Origin of the sequence: Amycolatopsis sp. cg5, assembly GCF_041346955.1 — a bacterium.
Taxonomy (GTDB): Bacteria; Actinomycetota; Actinomycetes; order Mycobacteriales; family Pseudonocardiaceae; genus Amycolatopsis.
On the sequence record NZ_CP166849.1, the window covers coordinates 3,584,297 to 3,609,009 of the forward strand.

Consider the following 24,713-nt stretch of genomic DNA (forward strand, 5'->3'; position numbering starts at 1 on the left):
TCACACACCCGATATGCTGGCGGCGGCAAGACCTGGGGCTAGGGGGCTGAGATATGACATTCAATCGGCGTACATTCCTGCGGATTTCCGGAGCGGGTGCCGTGGCAGTCGGCGTAAGCGGCGCGTCGGCGCCGCCGTCGCGGTGGGACAGGCTGCGAGGCAAACTCAAAGGTCCGCTCTATCTACCGTCGGACGCCGGCTATGACGGCGTCCGCACGGGTTTCATGACCATGTTCGACGACCATTTCCCGGCCGCGGTGGCCAAGGTCGCGTGCCAGGAGGACGTCCAGGCGTGCGTCGAGTTCGCGGCGAGACACGGCATCCCGATCGCGGCACGCAGCGGCGGCCACGGTTATGTCGGCTATTCGACGCCCGATCAGGGCCTGGTCGTCGACCTCGGTCCGCTGAACACGATCGAGGTTCGCCCGGACGGGCGGGCGGTCGTCGGGGCGGGTGCCCGGCTCGGCGACGTCTACACGGCGGTCGCGAAGGCGGGCAGGCTGCTGCCTGCCGGATCGTGCGCGACGGTCGGGATCGGCGGGCTGACGCTCGGCGGCGGCATCGGCGTTCTCGGCCGTAAATATGGGCTGACCTGCGATCGGGTCGTCTCGATGCGGGTGGTCACGCCGGACGGGCGGCTGCGGACCGTCTCGGCGACCTCGGAACCGGACCTGTTCTGGGCGCTGCGTGGCGGCGGTGGCGGCAACTTCGGCATCGTCACCTCGTTCACCTTCGACACCGCGCCCGCCCGCGATCTCTCGGTGTTCGCGCTGGGGTTCGCGCCCGAAACGTTGCCGTCCGTGCTCGCCGCGTGGCACGACTGGGTGCTCTCGACGCCGGACGAGCTATGGGCGAGTATCGGGATTTCCGGCGGCGTGCAGCCGTCGTTCGGGCTCGAAGGTTGTTTCGTCGGTTCCGCGAGCGCGGCCGCGCCGTTCCTCGACGATCTCATCAGGCGGGTCGGCACGCAGCCGATTTCGCGGTCCGCGGAGAACCTGAGCTATTTCGCGACGATGGAGCATTACGGCGGCTGCGGCGATTTCACCGCGCCCAAGTGCGGCCCGAGCTGGAGCGGCGGGAAGGGTCAGTACGCCAGGGGTGCGTACGTGGGCGCGTCGCGGATGATCTCCGCGCCGCTGTCGGATCCGGGGCATTTCGCCGACGTCGTGACGGCGACGCCGGGGATGTACACGATCGTCGACACCTTCGGCGGCGCGATCGCGCGCGGCGACTCGGCGTTCCCGCATCGCGACGCGGTTTCGAGCGCGCAATTCCTGCTCGACGTCGGCCCGTCGACCGGTGACGAGGCGACCGTGCGACGCCAGGTCGGCCAGGTCCGCGACGAAATCGGCAAGATGACCGGGCAGACCGGATACGTGAATTACCTTGATCCGGAAATGCCGCAGTGGGCGCACGCCTATTACGGCCGCAGCCTGCCGAGGCTGCGCCGGGTCGCCGGGAAGTATGACCCGGACGGGTTATTCGCGTTCCCGCAAGGTCTGTCTACAAAGGATTGATCTAGACTCGGCGGAGTGCCGCAATTCGCGCTGACCGCCCAGGACATGGCGCACACTCGCTTCGCGTTCTCCCCGCTGTGGGAATGCGTCGCGAGTGTGCGCGTGCTCGCCGAACCCGCGGCTCACGCGCTGCACCTGCCATGGGCCAAGCAGGCGCAGCGCCGGATTTCCCAAGCGGGACTGGACATCGGGCTGCTGCGCGACCTGGTGCCCGAGCGGCAGCTGCCCGGTTTCCTCGCGCCGACCCCGTCGACACCGCTGCCGGAACTGGAACACGAACTCGACGTGCTGCGTGACGTGCCCGCGCGTGTCGTCCGGCGTGATCTGGACACAATGGACTCTTACGGCTCCGGTGGCCTGGCCCGCTTCTATCGCGACCCGGCGAAGGGCCTGGAGCGGCTGGCGTCGCTGATCGAGGCGTATTGGGAACTCGTGCTCGAACCGTGCTGGCGGCGGATCAGCGCGCTGCTCGAGGCGGACGTGCTCCACCGGGCCAAGCTGCTCGCCGAGCACGGCGCCGAGCGCCTGCTCAACGACCTCTCACCGATGGTCGCCTGGCACGAGGGCGCGCTGACCGTCGCACACGCGCACCTGCACGCCGTCCATCCACTCGGGACACGGGGACTGGTGCTCGTGCCGTCCGCGTTCGCCTGGCCGAAGGTCTATTCGAAGACCGACCCGCGCTGGCAGCCCGTCGTGCGCTACCCGGCGCGGGGTCTCGCGGGTCTCTGGGACGACGGTGGCGCGCCCGCGTCCCGCGAACTGGCCGCCGTGGTCGGCCGCGGGAGAGCGATGTTGCTCACGGAATTGGCCGCCCCGGTGGCCACTTCCGAGCTCGCCACAAGGACCCGCATGACCCCGGCCGCGGTGCGCGGACAGCTGACGACTTTGCGGGCTGCGGGCCTGGTCAGCGCCCATAAAGCAGGTCGCGAGACGCTCTATGTGCGAACCGCCGCTGCCGACGGCCTGGTGGCCGCCCGCCCCGAAGTGGACTGCTGAAATCGTCGCGTACTGGCCTGGGTCGGCGGTCCACGTGGCACCTAGACTGGGCGGCACAGCCCCCTCTTCGAAAGGCCACTTCAGTGACTGACGTTCAGCCCATTCCCGAAACCGGCACCGCCCGCGTCAAGCGCGGCATGGCGGAAATGCTCAAGGGCGGCGTGATCATGGACGTGGTCAACGCCGAGCAGGCGAAGATCGCCGAGGACGCGGGCGCGGTCGCCGTCATGGCGCTCGAGCGCGTGCCCGCCGACATCCGCGCGCAGGGCGGCGTCGCCAGGATGAGCGACCCCGACCTGATCGACGGCATCATCGAGGCCGTCTCCATCCCGGTCATGGCGAAGGCGCGCATCGGTCACTTCGTCGAGGCGCAGCTGCTGCAGGCGCTCGGCGTCGACTACATCGACGAGTCCGAGGTGCTCACCCCGGCCGACTACGCCAACCACATCGACAAGTGGCAGTACACGGTGCCCTTCGTCTGTGGCGCGACCAACCTGGGCGAGGCGCTGCGCCGCATCAACGAGGGCGCCGCGATGATCCGCTCCAAGGGCGAGGCAGGCACCGGCGACGTCTCCAACGCGACCACCCACATGCGCAAGATCCGCGCCGAGCTGCGCCGCCTGTCCTCGCTGCCCGAGGACGAGCTCTACGTCGCCGCCAAGGAGCTGCAGGCCCCGTTCGAGCTGGTCAAGGAGGTCGCGGCCAAGGGCAAGCTCCCGGTCGTGCTCTTCACCGCCGGCGGCATCGCCACCCCGGCCGACGCGGCCATGATGATGCAGCTCGGCGCCGAGGGCGTCTTCGTCGGCTCCGGCATCTTCAAGTCCGGCAACCCGGCCCAGCGCGCCGAGGCCATCGTCAAGGCGACCACCTTCTACGACGACCCCGACGTCATCGCCAAGGTCTCGCGCGGCCTCGGTGAGGCCATGGTCGGCATCAACGTCGACGACGTGCCCGAGCCCCACCGCCTCGCCGAGCGCGGCTGGTAAGCCGGACGATCCATCCTGTCGTCGCGGATCCCGTTGCAGGCACGCCTGTGCCGGGATCCGCGAGATCAGGTCCAGCGGTGATCCCCGTCAGGATGGTCGAACCAGAGGGTATGGGCCTCGGGGGTGACGGTGAGCCCGAACCGGTCCCAGCCCGGCTGATCCAGCCGGTTCCAGAGCTGGTGCGCGCGTTCGACGGCCAGCCAGAGCCGCCGCGGCCCGCCTTCGGTGACCTGATGCGCCCCGTCCGCCGTAGCGAGGGCGATCTGGGCCCAGGAGCCATCCGGAGTCGAGAGGGTGACAGCGGACGGCTGGCTGGTGGTGTCGGACCCGGTGTAGCCGATCGAGACGTCCGGGCCGAGATCGAACGCGGCCAGGAACCACACCACCAGGCTGTTCCACGGCGTCTGCGGATCAACGGTACTGGTCCATCGGTGGGCGACGGTGGTGTCGCGCGCCGCCCAGGTCACGGTCCGATCCAGCCCGCCCGGCTGGTGGCGCAGGCTCATGAAAGCGGCGTAGGTCGGGTCGAATCGGCCCTCCGCGCGGTCGGTGTCGGTTCGGGTGATCCGGACGAGGTTGCCTGCGCCGTGTGCGACCTTCAGGTCGGTCAGCACCACGCCGCCGATCCGTAGCTGCTGGACCCAGGCCCAGGGGACCGCCGGCACCGCGCAGGTCGCGATGATCCGATCGAACGGGCCGTGCTCGGGCAGCCCGAGCGCGCCGTCGGCGGCGACCAAGGTAGGGGTATAGCCGAGCGCGGCGAGCCGGGTGCGGGCCAGATCGATCAGGTCGGGTTCGACATCGACCGAGAACACGTTGCCCGCGCCGAGCCGATGGGACAACAGGGCGGCGTTGTAGCCGGTGCCGGTGCCGATCTCCAGCACTTGGTGTCCACTGTGGACGTCGAGGGATTCGAGCATACGGGTCATCAGGCCGGGCTGGCTGGACGACGAAAGCACCCGAACGGGGTCGGTGTCCCGCTGCAACGCGGTGATCAGTGGCTTGTTCGAGTAGACCGCGTCCAGCCACGCCATCCGGCTGTGCTGGGTGCTGGTGTCGGACTCGATCCAGGCACCGGAGGTGTCCTGTGTGTAGAAGCGGGGTACGAGCTCGTGCCGCGCGACGGCGCGGACCGCTGCCTGCCAGTCGGGGTCGGTGAGCTTGCCCAGCTCGGTGAGAGTGTCGGCGAGTCCGGCGGCGCGATCTTGCCACTGCGTGTCCAAGGTGGTCGTCACGAGCACACTCCAGCGAGTAGGTCCGCCAGCGCCGCGGTGATCGGCGCTCCTGTTTGCGCTTCCAGCCATCCATACTGCCCCGACGAGTTGCTTTCGTAGAAGATGTGTCTCCCAGTGTCCTTTTCGATGCCGAAGTCCAGCGCCGCGTACGTCAGGCCCAGCGCCTTCATGTACGCGCGAACTCTGGCTTCGATCTCGGGTGGTGTGTCGATCAGCTCGTAGGTCAGTGCACCGAAATCAGCCCGCCAGTCCTCGAACGAGGCAGCTGAGTTCGCCTTGATGAGGATGGTGAACATCCGCTCGCCGGTGACGACCACGCGGGCCTCGGCGCCCTTGGCTACCCACGCCTGCGCCTGAAGCGCCGTCGTCGCGACACCCCGCAAGTCCGCAGTAGTGAACCTCCGGGTGTAGGCGACCTTGAGCAGGCTTCCCTCGGTGATGCTGTTGGGACCGAACGACTTGTGCACTACCTCGCCAGGCAGTTGCCCGGCGAAACGGCGCACCGCAGCCGGCGAGTTCGTGACCAGTGTCGGCACGACATGCAGCCCGCATGCCGCAGCGGTAGCCAGTTGCAGAGGCTTGTACATGGCATCGGCGGCACGGTTCGGGTGGTTCACCCACAGCACGTCCGGCAACGCGGCGAGCACACCGCCGAGTCCGAGCCGGGCTTCCCTGTGCGCATAAGTACGTTCGACGTCGGTGAGTTCGGGAGGAAACACGAATGTGGATGGGTCGCGGTACCAAATGGCGCGGATGTCGCCCAGCTGAAGGGAGCGGTGGCCGGTGGACAAAGTGCCGGTCCATCGGCCACCGGTGAGCTCCGCGTCGAGCACGAGCCGGCGCGGAAACCAGCTCGTGTCGGCGCGGAACACCGTGACATTCCTCCGTCTCAGCTCTGCCACCAGTGCGTCGGTCGGGGCGTCGGCTTCCTGCGCGAGGATGAGAACGGTCATCCTTCTTCCCATCCCCAGTTCTCTTCCGGGCCCTCGTCGCCATCTGTGGAGGACTTCGTCTTCCATTCCTTGCCCATGGTCTCGATCAGTGGCCTTCCGTCGGTGTCGACCGCGACCTGCTGGTCGTGGCAGTAGGAGAACGGCTTGGTGATCGGGGCCGGTACAAGTTGCGTGAATCGCAGACCGAACGGTCGGGTCTCCTCCTGGCCCGGCGCGGCGGAGGTCGCCGGCACCCGCACGGTGTAGCGGAGCTGAGCACTGGACAGCGGATTGTCGTTCAGGCTGGAGCCGAGCAGGTCGGTCATTGCTGTGCCTCCTGGTCATCCGGGCTTGCCGCCCGGCCTTACCGTGAGAACACCGCGGCCTCTAGGTGTGCCGCTAGGCTGAGTGCCGACTCACGGTGCATACACGCACACTCACGGTCTCGACAACCTGTTCCGGAGGCGGCAGCGATGACGGACAGGGCAAGGATCACCGACGCCGCCGAGCCGGGTGCCGAGGTGAACGTATTCGCCGTCGAACTCGAACGCTGGCGAGACGTGCGCGGTTTCTCCCGCGCTGCGCTGGCCAAGGCGATGGGCTACGACCGCTCCTACGTGTCCAAGGTGCTCTCCGGCACCGAGCGCCCGTCGGAGGCGTTCGCCAGGCATGCAGAGGTCGCGCTGCGTGCCGGTGGCGCCCTCCGCACCGCTTACCGCGGCTTCGAGACTCACCGCCCGGGCAAGTCCCGGCCCGCGCCGCCGGTAGCCGACCATCCAGTGGCAGGGACGGGAAGTCTGGTGGTCGACCACGACGACGCGACCCTGCGCTACGAGGACGGTGTCTATCGGCTCACCCAGCGTCGTCGCCTGGTCAACCAGGGGGCCGGGCCGATCACCCGCTACCTGATCCGCATCTCGGTCGACCGTTATCCGGGCGATCCGGAGCGCTCCAATCGGCTCTACAGCGAGAACCCGCTCACCTGGGACGAGATCGGCCTGCGCGCGTGGCACGGCCGTGGCCGCACGAACCCGATGGACTGGGCTGCCCACCACGACCGGGACGCCTTCAAGGAAGTCTGGCTCCTCTTCTCCGGTGAGCACGGGCATTTTCCCTTGTATCCTGGGGAATCCTGCTGGATCGAGTACGAGTACACCGTCAGCGAGGCGCACTGGGGGAACTGGTTCCAGCGCGCGGTTCGGCTGCCGACCCGCACCCTGTCGGTGTGCCTGGACTTTCCCGCGGATCTGTCGGCGGCGGTGTGGGGCCTGCACACGTCGATGACCGCACAGGCCATGCCGTTCGCCACCGCGATCGGCCGCGACGACACCGGCGACCGTCACGTCTTCTCCTGGTCGTGCGAGGACCCGCCGCTCCACGCTCGCTATCGCCTCGAATGGGACTTCCGCGGCCGCGCGACCGGCGGGCCGCCGCCCGCACCGAGCGTCGTGATGGCCTCGCTCGGTGTCGTGCAAGACACCGACCCCGCGCTGCGGCGCGTCGCACGCCGGTTCGACTTGCCTGCCGAGGCTGAGGACGCCCGCCGGGTGGTCACCGAGCTGAACTCGGCGTGTGAGCGCGTCGCTCAGGCGCACACCTTCGGTAAGGGCATGGGGATCGCCGCACCGCAGATCGGGATCGACCGCGCGGCCGCGATCGTGCGGACCCCGGACGGCGAAGCGATCACCCTGTTCAACCCGGCCATCATCGAGCAGGCAGGCGACTTCGACGAGCAGTACGAAGGTTGCCTGTCCTTTTTCGACGTTCGCGGTCAGGTCCCGCGCGCCCACGTCATCCACGTCGAGCACACCACCATCGACGGCCAGACGAAGATCACCATGTTCGACCGCGGTGTCGCCCGCCTCGTCGCACACGAGGTCGACCACCTGCATGGGACGCTCTACGTCGACCGAATGCGCGCCGGGGTCGAGCCGATCCCGGTGGAGCAGTACCGCGGCACCGGCTCGACCTGGAAATACTGAATCGGTGAGAGCGACCAGTTCGTCGATTCTCAGCTGAGCGGCCGGGTGAGGGCGAACACGGTCGTGGACGCCCCGCCACCGCATTTCGGCGCCCCGCCGACGAAGTAGGCGGTCCCTCCGACGGCCGCCGCGCCGAACGCGTGGCGTGGCGCGGGCAGCGGCGCCAGCGTCGTCCACGCGTCGGTTTCGGGGTCGTACTCGAAGGTGTCCGAGTAGGCGTCGAAGCTGCCGGCGTTCCCGTTGGCGGAGCATTCGCCGCCCACGTAAAGGATTCTGCCGTCGAGCACGCAGTACGCGCCCGAGGAACGGGGCGCGGGCAGTTCCGCCGCTGCCGACCACGTACCGGTCGCGGCGTCGTACACGTCGTGCCGGGACAGGTTGTCGGCGATGTCCTCCCGACGGCCGCCGAACAGGTGCAGCCGGTCTCCGAGCACGGCGATGCCCTGGTGGTCGCGCGCGGGGCCGGGCATCGGCGTGGCCGTCGCCCATGTTCGCGTGCGCGGGTCGTAGGTGCGATGCGTGTTCACCGTGCCGAAGCCCGCGGACAGCTCGGGCCCGCCGGGGCCGGTGTCGAGCTCGACGATCCGGCTGGACGTGCGCCCGCCGAAGACGTGCAGCAGCCCGCCCGCGGCGGCCACCGCGACCGAGCCGATCGCCTCAGGCAGGGGCGGCAGGACGTGCCAGGTGTCCGTCGCGGGGCCGTAGGCGAACACGGAGTCGCGCGGTCGCATGTGGACGGGCTCGAGGAAACCGCCGACGGCGTAGAGGAGTCCGTCCAGCACCGCGACCCCGGCGTGGCTCAGCGGCGCGGGCATGGGGGACCGTTCGCGCCACGTGTCCGAGGAGGGGTCGTAGGCGGTGTTGCGGGTGCAGGCCCATTTCGGCGCGCCGGTCGTCTGGAGTGTGCCGCCGAGTACGTGGATCTCGCCGTCGAGTTCGGCGACCCCGATCTCGGCGCGCGCCTCGGGCAGTGGTGCTCGTTCGGTCCACGTGGTCACTGGTCGTTCGTTCACGATCCCAGTAGAGACCGGCACTTCGGCGGCGCGCCAATACCGATGGCGTAGGGCGCCGACCGTCCGGGTATCAGCCCACTTCGCGATAGGCGGCCACGGCGAGCCGGACGAAGGATCGGACGAGCGGAGTGGGGTCGTTCCCGTTCCAGGCGACCACGACCCGGCTGGGCTGCATGTCAGTCAGGGGTACGACGGCCAGTTCCGCCGGATGCCGGTTCCCCAGTGGGGTCAGCCCGATCGTGCCGTTCCACAGCACGGCCTGCCTGCACTCGTGCACCGCGCGCACGACAGGGCCCTCGCGCGGCTCGCCACCGTTCCAGTAGGACTGCCAGAGCGGATCGGTGCCCGCCGGGAACTGGAACCAGCGGCGGTCCTTCAGCTCTGCCAGCGTCAGCCCGGTCCGCCGTGCGAGCGGATCGTCGGTGCGGAGCACCACCCCGACCGGATCGGCCCGCAACTCGTGCACAGACAGCCCCGCCAGGTCGAACGGCGCCCGCGTCACCGCGACATCGACCAGCCCGGCCCGCAGGCCGCAGGTGGGATCGGTCAGATCGGCCTCCCTGACGCGGACCTCGACCGCGGGATGGCGCCGCCGGAACGCGTCCGCCAGCCGGGTGGCCGCGACGTCGTCTCCCTCACCCAGCAACCCGACCCCGAGCACCCCCGGCCCGTCGGCGGCCGCCACCCGCGCCCTGGTCCGCTCGGCCATGTCCAGCATCAGCCTGGCCTGCTCCAGCAACGCGTCACCGGCCGAGGTGAGCGTGATCCCGGCGGGGGAGCGGGTGAGCAGCGTGGCGCCGAGGTCGGTCTCCAGCTGCTTGATCGCCCGGCTCAGCGGCGGCTGGCTCATGTGCAACCGCGCGGCCGCGCGGCCGAAGTGACGTTCTTCGGCGACGGCGACGAAGTAGCGGAGTGTGCGCAAGTCCATCACCGCGCAGCGTACCGACGCTGATCAGCGGTTTCATCGGGACTTCATCGTGTCCGCCTAGCGTCGCTCGCCGAAGTAGCGTCCTTTGTGGACCTGGGCGGAATCTGGGCGGGCACACTGCGAGGCTGCCGCGCATGACGATGAAGAGGATCTTGGCGGCGGCCGGATGCGCGATCGCCGCGGCGGTGAGCCTGGCGCCCGCGGCGACGGCGCAGGCCGAGGCCGCGCCGAACTGCCAGTACGGCGACAGCTACGGCACTCGCGTCACCTCCGCCGCGGTGGGCGGGATGGGCGCCGTCCAGCTCTGCCGTGACAGCAGTTACCGATACTGGGCCTTTCTGCTGCTGACCCGGTCGCCGTCGTCCGGCCGGCATGGGCAGGGCTACCTCGAGCGCTACCGCGACGGGAAGTGGGAAAGCTACGTGACCTGCGACAGCTCCGGCGGCAACGGCAAGGTCTTGCCAGGGCAGACCCGCTGCTGGACGCCGAAGTTCACCGGGTTGAGCGGGCACTACACGTTCCGGGCGTGGGGCGCGGTGTTCGACAACCCGCGTCCCCACGACCCCGTCGCCTCGGGCTACACCAGCCTCACGCGCTGACCCGGGCGGTGTTTAGCGGGCTTTACTCCCGGGGATAAAGCAGGCTTTATCCCCGGGAGTAAAGCCCGCTTTATCCCGGGTTCTCAGAGGTGTTCGGAGATCTCGAAGCTGCGGGTGTCGGGCTCCAGTGCTTCGAAGATGTGCGCGACGTCGCCGGGGTAGCTGATGTAGTCGCCTGGCCCGAGTTCGACGGGGTCGTCGAGCGGGCCGACGAGCGCGCGGCCCGTCGCGATCACGATGTGCTCGATGACGCCGCGCATGTGCGGCTCGGAAACGCGGGCCGAACCGGGCTGCGCGACGATCTGATAGAGGTCGCGCTGCGCGTTCGGCGGGCATGACGAGAGCAGCGTGCAGAGGTAGTGCGCGCGCTCCGAGTAGATCTGGGGGCCTTCGCCCGCCCTGATCAGGCGCACCTGCGGGACCGGCGGCTCGAAAAGCCGCGACAGCGGCACGTCCAGCGCGACCGCGAGTGCCCAGAGCGTCTCGACGCTCGGGTTGCCGGTGCCGGACTCGAGCTGCGAGAGCGTCGACTTCGCGATGCTGGCCCGCTTGGCGACTTCGGTGAGAGAAAGGCCCGCGTAGGAGCGCTCGCGGCGCAGTGACGCCGCGATCACGTCCAGTGGTGCGCCGCCCTTGGGCTGCTCGTGCTGCATGTGTTCGCTCCAGCGGTCTTTCCGTTCGACTTGACGAACGGGTGCCAAGTGTTCAGTATATGATGCTATGCGTTCGATTTGGCGAACTTTAGATCGGCGACTCGCCAGGGACATCGGCCTGGTCTGTCTCGCCGACACGATCGTGGGGATTTCGTACGGCGCGATCTCGGTCAGCTCCGGCTTCCCGGTGTGGGCCCCGATGCTGCTGTCGTTGCTGGTCTTCGGGGGCGCGTCCCAGTTCATGTTCGTCGGCATCGTCGCCTCCGGCGGCAACCCGATCGCGGCCGTGGTGGCCGGGCTGCTGGTCAACGCGCGGCATCTGCCGTTCGGCTTCGCCATCGGCGACGCGCTCGGCCGGGGCTGGGCACGCCGCATGCTGGGCAGCCACCTGATGATCGACGAATCGGTCGCGTTCGCGCTGGCGCAGGAGGACGCGGCCAAACGCCGCGCGGCGTACTGGGCGTGCGGGATCGGGCTCTTCGTCTGCTGGAACGTCGGCGTGGTGGCCGGCGCGTTCGCGGGCACGGCGATCAGCGACACGGACGCGTTCGGCTTGGACGCGGCGTTCCCGGCGGTGCTGCTGGCGCTCGTGCTGCCCTCTTTGAAGGACAAGGCGACCAGGCTGCCGGTCGCCATCGGGGTGGCCGTCGCGCTGCTGACCACGCCGTTCCTGCCCGCCGGTCTGCCGGTGCTGCTCGCGCTCGTGGGCGTGTTCGCCGCAGTGGACCGCCAGAAGGTGGAGGTGATGAGCTGATGGAAACGATGCCGCTGATCGTCGCCGCGGTCGTGCTGGCCGCAGGCACGTTCGGGTTCCGGTTCGCCGGGCCGGTGCTGCGCGCGAAGCTGACGTTGTCCCCGCGTGCGGAGAAACTGATGACCGTCTCCGCGGTCGTGCTGCTGGCCGCGCTGGTCGGCATCGCCGCGCTCACGGAGGGCCACGGCTTCGCCGGTATCGCGCGCCCGGCCGGTGTGCTGGTCGGGGGAGTACTGGCCTGGCGCAAGGCGCCGTTCGTCGCCGTCGTGGTCGCGGCGGCGGCCACCGCGGCGCTGCTGCGGCTCGCAGGTGTGCCCTGACAGCCGGTGACCAGGGCGGACCGCCTAGAGTGATGGGAAGGTCTTCGGGAGGTCAGGGTGTCGGTCGCTGGGCCGTTGGTGGGTGTGCTCGCTCTGCAGGGCGCCGTGCGCGAGCACGTCGCGATGCTGGAGCACGCCGGCGCGCGCGCCATCGGCGTGCGCAGGCTCAGCGAACTGTCCGAAGTGGACGGTCTGGTGCTGCCGGGTGGCGAGTCGACCACCATGTCGAAGCTGCTCGAGACGTTCGAGCTGCTGGAGCCGTTGCGTGAGCGCATCGCGGACGGCATGCCGGCGTTCGGCTCGTGCGCCGGGATGATCCTGCTGGCGAAGCAGGCGCTCGACGGCAGGCCCGATCAGCAGCAGCTCGGCGGGCTCGACATCGTCGTCCGGCGCAACGCGTTCGGCAGGCAGGTCGACTCGTTCGAAGAGGATCTGGAGTTCACCGGGCTGGACGGTCCGTTGCCCGCGGTCTTCATCCGCGCCCCGTGGGTCGAGAAGGCGGGCGACGACGTCGAGGTGCTGGCCCGCGTGCCGCGCACCCCGTCGGCCGGTGAGGCGGCCGATAGGATCGTCGCGGTCCGGCAGGGGGCGGTGCTCGCCACCGCGTTCCACCCGGAGCTGACGGGGGACGAGCGGGTGCACCGGTTGTTCGTGGAAATCGTGCGCGAGGCGTAGGCGCAGCAGCTGCGCATTGCAGATGGAGGAGAGATGAGCGGCCACTCCAAATGGGCCACTACGAAGCACAAGAAGGCCAACCTCGACGCGAAGCGCGGCAAGCTCTTCGCGAGGTTGATCAAGAACATCGAGGTGGCCGCGCGCACCGGCACCGGCGGTGGCGACCCGGACGGCAACCCGACGCTCTACGACGCCATCCAGAAGGCCAAGCGCAACTCGGTGCCCCAGGACAACATCGAGCGCGCGCGCAAGCGCGGCGCCGGTGAGGAAGCGGGCGGCGCCGACTGGCAGACGATCACGTACGAGGGCTACGGCCCCAACGGTGTCGCCGTGCTGATCGAGTGCCTCACCGACAACAAGAACCGCGCCGCCATGGAGGTGCGCACCGCGCTCACCCGCAACAACGGCTCGCTGGCCGACCCGGGTTCGGTGTCGTACATGTTCAACCGCAAGGGCGTGGTGATCATGCCCAAGGCCGACGCGACCGAGGACGACGTCCTCATGGCCGTGCTCGACGCGGGCGCGGAAGAAGTCAACGACCTCGACGAGAACTTCGAGATCGTTTCCGAGGCGACCGACCTGCTGCCGGTGCGCAAAGCCTTGCAGGAAGCCGGTTTCGAGTACGACTCGGCCGACCTGACCTTCCTCCCGTCGGTCAGCGTGCCGCTGGACGTCGACGGCGCCAAGAAGGTTTTCAAGCTCATCGACGCGCTCGAAGACTGCGACGATGTGCAGAACGTCTGGGCCAACTTCGACGTGTCCGATGAGGTCATGGCCGAAGTCGGCTGACTTTTTTTGTTGGCACACTGGGAATGAACGAGAGCGTGGGGCAGAATGGCCGCCGTGACGACGACCGACTCCATCACCGCGCAGGATTCCCAGCTCGTCGAGTGGATCGAGGCGCAGGCGAAGGAGCGGGGCAACGCCGTCATCAGTGTCCCTGAGGACAACGACGGCGCCGGCTTCTGCTTCACCGCCTGCGCCTGGGCGCTCCACGAGGTTCCCGAAGCCGTCGTCATCGGCCTGCCCGCGCACATGGGCCCGGTGCTGCTCGACGCTTATGTGGACCGAGCCGCGGCAGGTGAGGACTTCGAGACCGGCCGCCGCTACGTCGATTTCTTCGAAGGCGTCTCGGTCACTTTCGAATGGGTCGCCAAGGGGCATTACCCCGAATTCTTCGGCAGCGCGTTCCTGATCTACCCCGACGGTGACTTCCCGGCCTTGCAGCTGATCGTCGCCACGCCGGACGGGCACTGGCCGTGGAGCCCGTCGGCTCCGGAAGGCTTCGCCGACTGGCAGCCGGTGCTCACCGAGTCCGGGGGCCCCGAGAGCTGGACCCCGGGCGTCGACGGCGTCTGAGATCAGGCTTGGCTTGCACTGTCAAGCGACGCGTAAGCACGCGAAACCCGAGTTTGGGCCAGTGGATGGCCCAAACTCGGATTTCGCGACAGGCTGGACCCACCGTCAACGACTCGATCGCAAGCCGGCCACCGTCCACGCAGGACTCAATCCGCAGAGTCATGCCCGCGATATCCTATTTGTCCGCTTTTTGGGTGGGTGTGGACGTTTCGAACGGGGCTCATGTGTCGCTCAGCGTTACAAACTCCCCGTTCGCAACGTTCAACCGACCTGCGCGACACCCGCCCGACAGCGGACTTGACCAACCCGCCCGATCCTTAACTTCCCGGCATTGGGTTCTAGCCGGCGAAAACACTCACGACCCCTGCTCGGCTGTCCCGTCCGTGGCAGGGTCGTGGTCGGGCGTGGGTGAGGGCCTAGTTCGACCGTATATACGGGTGAGGGAGGCCCTCATCCACTCGGCTCGGGTGAGGGAGGCCCCCACCAGGCCGACCGTGGATGAAGGCTCCACCTTTGAACTTCCGCTCAACAGATCTGACGAAAGTGGCTTTCGGGCTTTTCAGGGCACCTCAGGCTGAGAACTCGATCGAGTCGTCGGTGTAGGGCGGGACCACGAAGGTGCCCATGAGGCTCCAGTCGCCCAAGGACGAGGCCGACTGCCAGGTCCCGGCGGGCACGACGACCTGGGGGCGCTGACCGGCCGCGACGTCCAGGCCGAGCACCACGCGCGAGAGCGAGCCGTCGGGGGATTCGAGGGTCATGGCGACCGGGGACCCGCCGTGGAAGGCCCAGATTTCGAGGCGGTCCAAGCGATGTCTGGCCGAGACGGCGGGCGGCACCAGCAGATAGTAGATCGCCGAGGCCTCGGATGAGCGGTGGCTTTGGACGTAGAGGCCGCCTTCGACCGGGAGCGGGACCAGGCCCAGGTGTTCGATGATCTCCGACGGGGTCGGCATGTCTGCGGCTGAGGGCACGGCGTGAACGGTAGCCTGATTCCTCGAACTGGTGTTCGTGGGAAGGGAACCAACGGTGCGGGTATTCGGGGTCGACCCCGGTCTGACCAGGTGCGGGTTCGGCGTCGTCGACGGCGGGACCGGCCGGTCGGTCAGTGCTGTCGCGGTCGACGTGATCCGCACGCCCGCCGACATGGATCTCGCGAAGCGGCTCATGGGCATCTCGGACGCCGCCGAACGCTGGATGGACCTGTACAAGCCGGAGGCGGTCGCCGTCGAGCGGGTGTTCGCGCAGCACAACGTGCGTACCGCGATGGGGACCGCGCAGGCGGGCGGTGTGGTCGCGCTGGCCGCCGCGCGGCGGAACCTGCCGGTGGTGTTCCATACGCCGAGTGAGGTCAAGGCCGCGGTCACCGGGTCCGGCCGCGCGGACAAGGCTCAGGTGACCGGCATGGTCATGCGGCTGCTGAAGATCACCGAGAACCTCGGTCCGCCGGACGCCGCCGACGCGCTCGCGCTGGCCATCTGCCATCTTTGGCGTGAGCCCATGCGGGTCAGGCTCGCCGAGGCGGAGGCGCGGGCCAAAGAGATGGCGCAAGTGCACAAGGCAAGGCTGGCGGCGGCCGCGAAACAGGCAGGTAGGCGATGATTTCCTCAGTACGCGGCGAAGTTCTCTCCGTCAGTCTCGACCATGTGGTGATCGAGGTCGGGGGAGTGGGCCTCGCGGTCCAGTGCACCCCGTCGACGCTCGCCACGCTGCGCCGCGGCGAGGAGACCAGGCTGCACACCGCGCTCGTGGTCCGCGAGGACTCGTTGACCCTCTTCGGGTTCGCCGACGCCGACGCGCGCGAGCTGTTCGGCCTGCTGCAGACCGTGTCCGGCATCGGGCCGAGGCTCGCGCTGGCGACGCTCGCCGTGCTCGACCCGGACAAGCTGCGCGCCGCGCTCGTCGAAGGCAACATCACCGTGCTCACCCAGGTGCCGGGGATCGGCCGCAAGGGCGCCGAGCGGCTCACGCTCGAGCTGCGCGACAAGGTCAACGCCATCCCCGGCGCCGACGGCGTCTCGTCGGCCGCGCCGTCGGCGATCCGCGCCGAAGTGGTGGAAGCGTTGGCGGGCCTCGGTTTCCCGGCCAAGCAGGCCGAGCTCACCGTCGACAAGGTGCTCTCCGAGCAGACCGACGCGACCACCTCGACCGTGCTGCGTGCCGCGCTCGCGACCCTCGGCCGGAAGCGGTAGGCGCCCGGCGTGGAGTATGAAGCCATGGCCGAGCCGGACGACGAGACGCTGTCCGCGCTCGCGCAGACCGGCGAGCAGGACGTGGAAACCACGCTGCGGCCGAAGAAACTCGGCGAGTTCATCGGCCAGCCCCGCGTCCGCGAGCAGCTCGAACTGGTGCTGGAGAGCGCGCGCAGGCGCGGCGTGCCGCCCGATCACGTGCTGCTGTCCGGCCCGCCGGGCCTCGGCAAGACGAGCATGGCCATGATCATCGCCGCCGAGCTGGGCGCCGCGCTGCGGATCACCTCGGGCCCCGCGCTGGAACGGGCGGGCGACCTCGCCGCGATGCTGTCCAACCTGGCGCCCGGCGACGTGCTGTTCATCGACGAGATCCACCGCATCGCCCGCCCGGCCGAGGAGATGCTGTACCTGGCGATGGAGGACTTCCGGGTCGACGTAGTCGTCGGCAAGGGCCCCGGCGCGACCAGCATCCCGCTGGAGATCGCGCCGTTCACCCTGGTCGGCGCGACCACCCGGTCCGGCTCGCTGACCGGCCCGTTGCGCGACCGCTTCGGCTTCACCGGCCAGATGGAGTTCTACTCCGACGACGAGCTCGACCAGGTCGTCACGCGGGCCGCGCGCATCCTCGACATCGAGATCGACCCGCTCGGCTCCGCCGAGATCGCCCGGCGCAGCCGCGGCACGCCCCGTATCGCCAACCGGCTGCTGCGCCGCGTGCGCGACTACGCGGAGGTAAGGGCGGACGGTGTCGCCACCAGGCAGGTCGTGCGCGCCGCGCTCGAGGTCTACGACGTCGACGAGCTGGGCCTCGACCGGCTCGACCGGGCGGTGCTCGGCGCGCTGGTCAAGTCGTTCGGCGGCGGCCCGGTCGGGGTGTCGACGCTCGCCGTCGCGGTCGGTGAGGAGCCGACTACGGTGGAGGAGGTCTGCGAGCCCTACCTGGTGCGCGCCGGTATGCTCGCGCGCACTCCGCGTGGCCGCGTCGCCACCGCGGCGGCATGGGAGCACCTCGGCCTGCAGCCCCCGGATCGCGTACTGCCCGACCCGGGACTGTTTGACCAGCCGTAACCTGGCACACTCGAAAGAGCACATACCCCAAAACCGGACGTATCACCCCCAATACGCGTCCGCCGAACGGAGAATCATGAACAATCTGGCGCTGCCCCTGCTTCTGGTCCTCGTGCTGGGCGCGACCCTCTTCATGGGTTCCCGCAAGCAGAAGAAGGTGCAGCAGGCTCAGAAGGACCTGCAGGACAGCATCCAGCCCGGTGACCGCGTGATGACCACCTCCGGTCTCTACGGCACCGTCGCGGACGCCAGCTCCGACACCACGATCGACATCGAGATCGCGCCGGGCGTCATCACCACGTGGCTGCGGCTCGCCGTCCGCGAGAAGGTCCAGCCCGAGGTCGAGGAGACCGAGGACGAGATCGTCGCCGAGGAGTCGTCGATCATCGAGTCCTCCGCGGGCATCGAGGAGCAGAAGTCGACCGCCCAGGTCGCCGAGCCGCTTGAGCACGGCAAGAAGTAGTACCCGCGCTCCCGAAACTCCCGACTTTCGTCGGGGGCGGGGGTCACGCCGGACTCACGCAGCACCGAGTAGTGTCTCGGTGCTGCGTGCGTGTCCGCCGTCACTTGTTCGCGCGTGGAAGCGGTAGCACCACACACCATCCATGGGGAAACCCTCAGTTCGAGGAGACCGAAGCACCGTGGCATCACCGGCCGGGCACCTCCGCCCGGGACGCTATCTCGCCTTATTCGCCGGCATCGTCGTCGTGCTGTACGCACTGGTGTTCTTCACCGGTAACCACAGCCCCAAGCCCAAGCTTGGCATCGACCTGCAGGGCGGCACCCGGGTCACCCTGACGGCGCGCACGCCGGACGGTGGGGTCCCCTCGCGAGAGTCCCTCAACCAGGCACGCCAGATCATCGAGAAGCGCGTCAACGGTATCGGCGTCGGCGGCACCGAAGTACTTCTCGACGGCAACAACGTCGTCATCACCGTTCCCGGTGAGCAGGGTGGCGACCAGGCGAAGACGCTCGGCAAGACCGCGAAGCTCGGCTTCCGCAAGGTCATCACGACCCAGCAGGTGACGCCGCCCGGTATGCCGCAGACCCCGCCGCCGTCCGGTTCGGCCACCGCGACCCCGCCGCCGTCGAGCGGCGCGCCGTCGTCGCAGGCGACCCCGACTTCGAAGCCTGGTGGTGGTGGTGGTGGCGCCGTCGGTGCGCAGGCCCAGCAGCCCAGCCCGACCCCGACGCCCAGCCCGTCGGCTCCCGCCCCCGCGCCCGCTCCGGCTCCCGGCGGCAACACGGACGCGGACACGGCCAAGCAGATCCAGGCCGCGCAGGCGGTCCGGCAGAACCCGGACCTCGCTGGCAAGTCGGACGACCCCAAGACGCAGGCCGCGCTGCAGGCCGCCTATAACTCGATCACCTGCGCCCCCGGCGAGGAAGACCCGCTGGTCGGTAACGACCGCACGGACCTGCCGCTCGTCACCTGTGACGTCAAGGGCACCGAGAAGCTCCTGATGGACAAGGAGTTCCTGCCGGGCACCGAGATCGCGGGCGCGACCTTCGGCTTCGACAACCAGCGTGGTGGCTGGGTCGTCAACCTCAGCTTCAAGAGCGAGGGCGCCAAGATCTGGGGCAACTTCACCAAGGACAACCTGCAGCAGCGCGCCGCGTTCGTGCTGGACACCAAGGTCGTCTCCGCGCCGACCATCCAGGCCACGATCCTGGACGGCAACACCCAGATCAGCGGCCAGTTCACGCAGAAGGACGCCAAGGACCTCACCGACGTCCTCAAGTACGGCTCCCTGCCGTTGTCGTTCGAGTCCTCCGACGCGACCACCGTGTCCGCGACGCTGGGCCTCGCTTCGCTCGAGGCCGGTCTGATCGCGGGCGGCATCGGCCTGCTGATCGTCTTCATCTACTGCCTGTTCTACTACCGGCTGCTGGGTGTGCTGACGATCTTCTCGCTGGCGCTGTCGTTCTCGCTGGTCTACGCGGTGCTCGTGCTGCTCGGCCGCTGGATCGGGTACACGCTCGACCTGGCCGGTATCGCGGGTCTGATCATTTCGATCGGTATCACCGCCGACTCGTTCGTCATCTACTTCGAACGGCTGAAAGACGAGATCCGGGAAGGCCGGAGCTTCCGGTCCGCCGTGCCGCGAGGCTGGGTCCGTGCCAAGCGCACGATCCTGGCGTCCGACGGTGTCAGCTTCCTGGCCGCGGCGATCCTCTACATCTTCGCCGTCGGTGACGTCCAGGGCTTCGCGTTCACCCTGGGTATGTCCACGGTCCTCGACCTGGTGGTCGTGTTCCTGGTGACGCACCCGTTGATCGCGATGATCTCGAAGTCGAAGTCGAAGTTCCTGTCGAACCCGAAGAACCTCGGGCTCGGCGCGGTGCAGGAAGTGGGTTCGCACGTGAAGACGACCGGCCCCAAAGTGGGCGCGGTCGGCGCCGGCGCGAACGTGAAGGAGGCCTGACGTGGGCGTTGAAGACCTGGGCACGGACGCCACCAAGGCGCCTGCCAAGAAGGGCAGTATCTTCCAGCGGCTGTACGTCGGCACTGGCGCGTTCGACATCGTCGGCGCGCGCAAGCGCTGGTACATGTTCTTCGGCGTGCTGGTGCTCGGCTGCATCCTGTCGATGGGGATCAAGGGCTTCAACTTCGGGATCGACTTCGAAGGCGGCACCCAGATCCAGTTCTCCGCCACCGGCGCCCGCGGTCCGATCACCGAGGACCAGGCGAAGGAGGTCTTCAAGAGCACGCTCGGCAAGGACTCCGACGAGGTGCAGAAGGTCGGCACCGGCGCGGCCACCACGCTGCAGATCCGCACCAGCACCCTGGAGAACGCCGACACCGTCAAGCTCAAGAAGGCGATCGCCGAGCAGCTGGCTCCGCTCGACAGCACCGGCCAGGCAGGCGAGAAGGCCATCTCCGACAGCGCCGTCTCGGCGTCGTGGGGTGGCGAGATCTCGGAGAAGGCGCTGCTGGCGCTCGGGATCTTCCTGCTGGCCGTGGTCATCTTCCTGGCGGTCTACTTCGACCTCCGGATGGCGGCCGCCGCGTTCATCTCGCTGATCCACGACATCGTGGTGACCGCGGGCGTGTACTCGCTGGTCGGCTTCGAGGTCTCGCCCGCGACCGTGATCGGTCTGCTGACGATTCTCGGTTTCTCGCTGTACGACACCGTGGTGGTGTTCGACAAGGTCCGCGAAAACACGCGCGGCCTGCTCGGCCTCACCCGCCGCACGTACGCCGAGGCGGCCAACCTGGCGCTGAACCAGACCCTGATGCGGTCGTTCAACACCGCGTTCATCGCCATGCTGCCGATTCTCGGCCTGCTGATCGTCGGCTCCATCTTGCTGGGCTCCGGCACGCTGCAGGACCTGGCACTGGTGCAGCTCACCGGCACCATCGTCGGCGTGCTGTCCTCGGTCGCGCTGGCCACGCCGCTGCTGGTCGACCTGAAGCTGCGTGACCCGAAGTACCGGCAGCAGGCCGCCCGGGTTGAGGCCCGTCGCGCGAAGGCCGCCAAGCCGGCCGCCGCCGACGACTTCGACGCGAGCGACGACGACGCCTTGGCCGCCGAACTCCGCAAGGAGAAGGCGTACGCGGCGGCGGCGAGCGTGCCCGGCCGGATCCCGAAGAACAAGCCGAACCAGAAGCGCAAGAAGTAAAGATGGAGCTGCAGAAGGCACTCGGCGTCATCGCCGAGGTGCCGGACTTTCCCGAGCCCGGCGTGCTCTTCCGCGATCTCACCCCACTGTTCGCCGACCCCGCGGCCTTCGCCGCGGTGGTCGGCGCTTTGGCGGAGACGGTCGGCCCCGAGGTCGACCTGATCGCGGGTGTCGAGGCACGTGGTTTCCTGCTCGCCGCCGCCGTCGGGTACGCCCGCGGCATCGGCGTGGTGCTCGTGCGCAAGCCGGGCAAGCTGCCGAGGGTCGCGGGGCGTGTCGACTACGAGCTCGAGTACGGCACGGCGTCCGTCGAACTGCCCGAGGGGATCGTTTCACCGGGCCAGCGCGTTGTGGTGATGGACGACGTGCTCGCGACGGGCGGCACGGCCGCCGCGGCGTGCAAGCTGCTCCGCGACGCCGGGGCGACCGTCGAGGGCGTGTCGGTCGTGATGGAGCTGACCGCGCTCGGTGGCCGGGCGGTACTCGAAGGTAACGGAGTACACGCACTTCAGGCCTGCTGAACCTGGGCGCTTCGACGCTTTGTCGTAGCTGGGCGTTACCCTTGACGCTCAGAGCCCCATGCAGCAGGAGGTGCGGGTGAGCCAAGAGCTCGATTCCGTAGTGCCCGCCCAGAACGGCGCCGCTCCGACGCCGTCGGCCACCCGGCGGGTCAGGGCCAGGCTCGCGAGGCGGATCACCGCGCAGCGGCCCGCCTCGGTCAAGCAGGTGCTCGAACCGCTCGCCGTGGTGCACCGCGAGCTGCACCCGAACGCCGACCTCGCGCTGCTCCAGCGGGCCTACGACGTCGCCGAGGAGCTGCACCGCGAGCAGCGCCGCAAGTCCGGCGACCCGTACATCACGCACCCGCTCGCGGTCGCGACCATCCTCGCCGACCTGGGCATGGACACCACGACGCTCGTCGCGGCACTGCTGCACGACACCGTCGAGGACACCGGCTACTCGCTGGACAGCCTGAAGTCCGAGTTCGGCGACAAGGTCGGCGAGCTCGTCGACGGCGTCACCAAGCTCGACAAGGTCAAGCTGGGCACCGCGGCCGAGGCCGAGACCATCCGCAAGATGGTCATCGCCATGGCCCGCGACCCGCGCGTGCTGGTCATCAAGCTGGCCGACCGGCTGCACAACATGCGCACCATGCGCTTCCTGCCGCCCGAGAAGCAGGCGCGCAAGGCCCGCGAGACCCTCGAGGTGCTCGCGCCGCTGGCGCACCGGCTCGGCATGGCCACGGTCAAATGGGAGCTGGAGGACCTGGCGTTCGCCATCCTGCAGCCCAAGAAGTACGACGAGATCGTGCGGCTGGTCGCCGACCGCGCGCCGTCACGCGACATCTACCTGCGCTCGGTCATCACCGACCTGACGGCCAACCTCGAAGGCTCGCGGATCACCGCGAAGGTCGAAGGCAGGCCCAAGCACTACTACTCGATCCACCAGAAGATGATCGTCCGCGGCCGCGACCTCGACGACATCCACGACCTGGTCGGCGTGCGGATCCTGGTCGAGGACGTCCGCGACTGCTACGCCGCCATGGGTGTCGTGCACGCGCTGTGGCAGCCGGTGCCCGGCCGGTTCAAGGACTACATCGCGCAGCCCCGCTTCGGCGTCTACCAGTCGCTGCACACCACGGTGATCGGGCCGGACGGCAAGCCGCTCGAGGTCCAGATCCGGACCTACGAGATGCACCGGACCGCCGAGTACGGCATCGCCGCGCACTGGCGGTACAAGGAGACCAAGGGCACCCACAACAACGCCAACGCCGTCGATGTCGACGAGATGGCGTGGATGCGGCAGCTGCTCGACTGGCAGCGGGAAGCCGCCGACCCCGGCGACTTCCTCGAATCGCTGCGCTACGAGCTCGCCGCGCGCGAGATCTTCGTGTTCACGCCCAAGGGCGACGTGATCACGCTGCCCGTCGAGTCGACCCCGGTCGACTTCGCCTACGCCGTGCACACCGAGGTCGGCCACCGCTGCATCGGCGCGCGCGTCAACGGCCGTCTCGTCGCGCTGGAGCGCAAGCTCGAAAACGGCGAGGTCGTCGAGATCTTCACGTCCAAGGCGGAGACCGCTGGCCCGTCCCGCGACTGGCTCTCCTTCGCCGGTTCGCCGAAGGCACGCGCCAAGATCCGGCAGTGGTTCGCGAAGGAACGCCGCGACGAGGCCATCGAGGCAGGCAAGGAGCTGATCACCAAGGAGGTCCGCAAGGTCGGCCTCCCGATCCAGCGCCTGGTCTCGGCCGAGTCGATGGGCATGGTGGCCACCGAGCTGCGCCACGGCGACATCAGCTCGCTCTACGCGGCCGTCGGCGAGGGCCACACCAGCGCCAAGCACGTGGTTTCGCGGTTGGTCGCGCTGATCGGCGGCGTCGACGAGGCCGAAGAGGAACTCGCCGCGCGGGCGACACCGTCCACCGTGACCCGTCGACGCGGCTCCAACGACGTCGGCGTGGTCGTCAAGGGCACCACGGACATCTGGGCCAAGCTGGCCCGCTGCTGCACCCCGGTGCCCGGCGACGAGATCCTGGGCTTCGTGACGCGCGGCGGCGGCGTTTCGGTGCACCGCACGGACTGCACGAACGCCGAGGACCTGCACGCCCAGCCCGAGCGGCTGGTCGAGGTCGAATGGGCGCCGTCGGCGTCGTCGGTGTTCCTGGTGGCGATCCAGGTCGAGGCGCTGGACCGGCACCGGCTGCTGTCGGACGTCACGAAGGTGCTCGCCGACGAGAAGGTCAACATCCTCTCGGCGTCGGTGACGACTTCGCGCGACCGGGTCGCGGTCTCGCGGTTCACGTTCGAAATGGGCGATCCCAAGCATTTGGGTCACGTGCTGAAGGTGGTCCGCAGCGTGGAAGGCGTCTATGACGTGTACCGGGTGACCTCGGCGTCATGACTGAAGGGTTCGAGTTCGCCCGTGAAGGCGCCGTCGCGCGGCTGACGTTCGCCAGGCCGTCGAAGAAGAACGCGATCACGCACGTGATGTGGTCCGCGCTCCCGGAGATCATCGCGGGCGTCGAAGCCGACCCGTCGGTCAAGGTGCTCGTGCTGACCGGCGCCGGCGACGACTTCTCGGCGGGCGCCGACATCAGCGAGTTCGGCGAGCTCCGCTCCAACGCGGAAGGCGCGGCCGTCTACGACAAGGCCATCGAGGCGGCCGTGCGCGCGCTGACCGGCATGCGCAAGCCGAGCATCGCGAAGATCCGCGGCAACTGCATCGGCGGCGGCTGCCAGATCTCGGTCGCCTGCGACTTCCGCTTCGCCGCCGAGGGTTCCCGCTTCGGCATCACCCCGGCGAAACTCGGCATCGTCTACGACTTCGTCTCGACCCGCCAGCTCGTCTCGCTCATCGGCCCCGCCCACGCGCGGTATTTCCTGCTGTCCGGCGAGCTGATCACGTCCGCGCGCGCCCGCGAGATCGGCTTGCTCAACGACGTCTTCGCGCCCGCGGAGCTCGACGACGCCGTGGCGCGTTTCGTGGAGACCCTCTGTTCGCGGTCTCAGACGTCCATCAGGGGCATGAACCGCATCATCGAGAAGATCTTGGCCGGGCAGGTCGAACCGGACGCTGAGGTCGACCAGCTGCGCCTGGACGCCCTCCACGGCGAGGACTACGCCGAGGGCGTCGACGCCTTCCTGACCAGGCGAGCACCCCGCTTCAAGTACTCGTGAGTGTTTAGACCGGTTAGAACCGGCCGTACCACTCACGACCCATGCGTGCTCGCGAAAGCCTCGAACCTGGACACCCAACGCCCCAATCTCGGCTTTCGCGGGGTGGGCCAACGCGCGCGACCTAGGCGTGGGCTCGGTTGGCATGGCATGGATGGGGCTTTTGTCACGGTGGGCGAGTGGGTTTTGAGGCGGGTTTCCGC

At 68.8% G+C, this 24,713-nt stretch carries 26 protein-coding genes; 19 read left to right on the plus strand and 7 right to left on the minus strand.

What is annotated here, in order from left to right:
* The first annotated feature begins 101 nt into the window (after positions 1-101).
* The 3 genes from AB5J62_RS16295 to pdxS all read left to right on the plus strand — a co-directional run bounded on the left by AB5J62_RS16295 (position 102) and on the right by pdxS (position 3,502).
* The gene (locus AB5J62_RS16295; protein WP_370949056.1) at positions 102-1,517 is read left to right on the plus strand and encodes an FAD-binding oxidoreductase; all 1,416 of its coding nucleotides are present in this window, start codon (positions 102-104) and stop codon (positions 1,515-1,517) included.
* 15 nt (positions 1,518-1,532) lie between these two features.
* Entirely contained in the window at positions 1,533-2,516 is a 984-nt protein-coding gene (locus tag AB5J62_RS16300; protein WP_370949057.1) for a DUF5937 family protein, read from the plus strand.
* Between the two features lie 83 nt (positions 2,517-2,599).
* A complete protein-coding gene (gene pdxS / locus AB5J62_RS16305) occupies positions 2,600-3,502 on the plus strand; it encodes a pyridoxal 5'-phosphate synthase lyase subunit PdxS (RefSeq protein ID WP_370949058.1) in 903 nt (300 codons plus the stop codon).
* 65 nt (positions 3,503-3,567) lie between these two features.
* On the opposite strand, the gene tgmC is transcribed toward pdxS, so the two are convergent.
* From tgmC to tgmA, 3 genes are read right to left on the minus strand one after another with little or no spacing between them, the layout of a single operon-like run.
* The gene (gene tgmC / locus AB5J62_RS16310) at positions 3,568-4,737 is read right to left on the minus strand and encodes an ATP-grasp peptide maturase system methyltransferase (RefSeq protein ID WP_370949059.1); all 1,170 of its coding nucleotides are present in this window, start codon (positions 4,735-4,737) and stop codon (positions 3,568-3,570) included.
* Positions 4,734-5,690, minus strand: coding sequence for an ATP-grasp ribosomal peptide maturase (gene tgmB / locus AB5J62_RS16315; protein WP_370949060.1), 957 nt, complete (start codon positions 5,688-5,690; stop codon positions 4,734-4,736). Before tgmB ends, tgmC begins: the two co-directional genes overlap by 4 nt.
* Positions 5,687-5,995, minus strand: coding sequence for a putative ATP-grasp-modified RiPP (tgmA, locus tag AB5J62_RS16320; RefSeq protein ID WP_370949061.1), 309 nt, complete (start codon positions 5,993-5,995; stop codon positions 5,687-5,689). Before tgmA ends, tgmB begins: the two co-directional genes overlap by 4 nt.
* Before the next feature lie 147 nt (positions 5,996-6,142).
* Between tgmA and AB5J62_RS16325 the strand changes: the two genes are divergently transcribed.
* Positions 6,143-7,651, plus strand: a complete 1,509-nt coding sequence (locus tag AB5J62_RS16325) for a peptide deformylase (protein WP_370949062.1) — start codon at positions 6,143-6,145, stop codon at positions 7,649-7,651.
* A gap of 29 nt (positions 7,652-7,680) precedes the next feature.
* Here the strand turns inward: AB5J62_RS16325 and AB5J62_RS16330 are convergent, their stop codons facing one another.
* Both AB5J62_RS16330 and AB5J62_RS16335 read right to left on the minus strand, forming a co-directional pair.
* On the minus strand, positions 7,681-8,664 hold the full coding sequence (locus AB5J62_RS16330) for a Kelch repeat-containing protein (RefSeq protein ID WP_370949063.1): 984 nt from the start codon (positions 8,662-8,664) through the stop codon (positions 7,681-7,683).
* 70 nt (positions 8,665-8,734) lie between these two features.
* A complete protein-coding gene (locus AB5J62_RS16335; RefSeq protein ID WP_370949064.1) occupies positions 8,735-9,592 on the minus strand; it encodes a LysR family transcriptional regulator in 858 nt (285 codons plus the stop codon).
* A 134-nt stretch (positions 9,593-9,726) separates the two neighbouring features.
* Between AB5J62_RS16335 and AB5J62_RS16340 the strand changes: the two genes are divergently transcribed.
* Positions 9,727-10,191, plus strand: coding sequence for a hypothetical protein (locus AB5J62_RS16340; protein WP_370949065.1), 465 nt, complete (start codon positions 9,727-9,729; stop codon positions 10,189-10,191).
* Positions 10,192-10,274: 83 nt separating this feature from the next.
* On the opposite strand, the gene AB5J62_RS16345 is transcribed toward AB5J62_RS16340, so the two are convergent.
* Positions 10,275-10,844, minus strand: coding sequence for a helix-turn-helix domain-containing protein (locus tag AB5J62_RS16345; RefSeq protein ID WP_370949066.1), 570 nt, complete (start codon positions 10,842-10,844; stop codon positions 10,275-10,277).
* 67 nt (positions 10,845-10,911) lie between these two features.
* Between AB5J62_RS16345 and AB5J62_RS16350 the strand changes: the two genes are divergently transcribed.
* From AB5J62_RS16350 to AB5J62_RS16370, 5 genes are read left to right on the plus strand one after another with little or no spacing between them, the layout of a single operon-like run.
* A complete protein-coding gene (locus AB5J62_RS16350; protein ID WP_370949067.1) occupies positions 10,912-11,598 on the plus strand; it encodes an AzlC family ABC transporter permease in 687 nt (228 codons plus the stop codon).
* A complete protein-coding gene (locus AB5J62_RS16355) occupies positions 11,598-11,918 on the plus strand; it encodes an AzlD domain-containing protein (RefSeq protein ID WP_370949068.1) in 321 nt (106 codons plus the stop codon). Before AB5J62_RS16350 ends, AB5J62_RS16355 begins: the two co-directional genes overlap by 1 nt.
* 57 nt (positions 11,919-11,975) lie before the next feature.
* Entirely contained in the window at positions 11,976-12,593 is a 618-nt protein-coding gene (pdxT, locus tag AB5J62_RS16360) for a pyridoxal 5'-phosphate synthase glutaminase subunit PdxT (protein ID WP_370949069.1), read from the plus strand.
* Between the two features lie 33 nt (positions 12,594-12,626).
* On the plus strand, positions 12,627-13,382 hold the full coding sequence (locus AB5J62_RS16365) for a YebC/PmpR family DNA-binding transcriptional regulator (protein ID WP_370949070.1): 756 nt from the start codon (positions 12,627-12,629) through the stop codon (positions 13,380-13,382).
* Between the two features lie 45 nt (positions 13,383-13,427).
* Entirely contained in the window at positions 13,428-13,952 is a 525-nt protein-coding gene (locus AB5J62_RS16370; protein WP_370949071.1) for a DUF4262 domain-containing protein, read from the plus strand.
* A 569-nt stretch (positions 13,953-14,521) separates the two neighbouring features.
* Here the strand turns inward: AB5J62_RS16370 and AB5J62_RS16375 are convergent.
* A complete protein-coding gene (locus AB5J62_RS16375; protein ID WP_370950277.1) occupies positions 14,522-14,908 on the minus strand; it encodes a cupin domain-containing protein in 387 nt (128 codons plus the stop codon).
* A gap of 73 nt (positions 14,909-14,981) precedes the next feature.
* Between AB5J62_RS16375 and ruvC the strand changes: the two genes are divergently transcribed.
* The 9 genes from ruvC to AB5J62_RS16420 all read left to right on the plus strand — a co-directional run bounded on the left by ruvC (position 14,982) and on the right by AB5J62_RS16420 (position 24,513).
* Positions 14,982-15,554, plus strand: coding sequence for a crossover junction endodeoxyribonuclease RuvC (ruvC, locus tag AB5J62_RS16380; protein ID WP_370949072.1), 573 nt, complete (start codon positions 14,982-14,984; stop codon positions 15,552-15,554).
* The gene (gene ruvA, locus AB5J62_RS16385) at positions 15,551-16,144 is read left to right on the plus strand and encodes a Holliday junction branch migration protein RuvA (protein WP_370949073.1); all 594 of its coding nucleotides are present in this window, start codon (positions 15,551-15,553) and stop codon (positions 16,142-16,144) included. The genes ruvC and ruvA overlap by 4 nt, the downstream gene beginning before the upstream one ends.
* Positions 16,145-16,153: 9 nt before the next feature.
* Positions 16,154-17,212 (plus strand): Holliday junction branch migration DNA helicase RuvB, encoded by a 1,059-nt coding sequence (ruvB, locus tag AB5J62_RS16390; protein WP_370949074.1) that lies wholly within the window; start codon positions 16,154-16,156, stop codon positions 17,210-17,212.
* Positions 17,213-17,288: 76 nt separating this feature from the next.
* Entirely contained in the window at positions 17,289-17,675 is a 387-nt protein-coding gene (gene yajC / locus AB5J62_RS16395; RefSeq protein WP_370949075.1) for a preprotein translocase subunit YajC, read from the plus strand.
* Positions 17,676-17,853: 178 nt separating this feature from the next.
* Complete coding sequence (gene secD, locus AB5J62_RS16400) at positions 17,854-19,638, plus strand: protein translocase subunit SecD (RefSeq protein WP_370949076.1); 1,785 nt, start codon at positions 17,854-17,856, stop codon at positions 19,636-19,638.
* 1 nt (position 19,639) lies between these two features.
* Positions 19,640-20,836, plus strand: coding sequence for a protein translocase subunit SecF (gene secF / locus AB5J62_RS16405; protein ID WP_370949077.1), 1,197 nt, complete (start codon positions 19,640-19,642; stop codon positions 20,834-20,836).
* A gap of 2 nt (positions 20,837-20,838) precedes the next feature.
* Positions 20,839-21,357, plus strand: coding sequence for an adenine phosphoribosyltransferase (locus AB5J62_RS16410; RefSeq protein ID WP_370949078.1), 519 nt, complete (start codon positions 20,839-20,841; stop codon positions 21,355-21,357).
* 76 nt (positions 21,358-21,433) lie between these two features.
* A complete protein-coding gene (locus AB5J62_RS16415; protein WP_370949079.1) occupies positions 21,434-23,737 on the plus strand; it encodes a bifunctional (p)ppGpp synthetase/guanosine-3',5'-bis(diphosphate) 3'-pyrophosphohydrolase in 2,304 nt (767 codons plus the stop codon).
* On the plus strand, positions 23,734-24,513 hold the full coding sequence (locus AB5J62_RS16420) for an enoyl-CoA hydratase/isomerase family protein (RefSeq protein ID WP_370949080.1): 780 nt from the start codon (positions 23,734-23,736) through the stop codon (positions 24,511-24,513). The genes AB5J62_RS16415 and AB5J62_RS16420 overlap by 4 nt, the downstream gene beginning before the upstream one ends.
* The last annotated feature ends 200 nt before the right edge of the window (positions 24,514-24,713 follow it).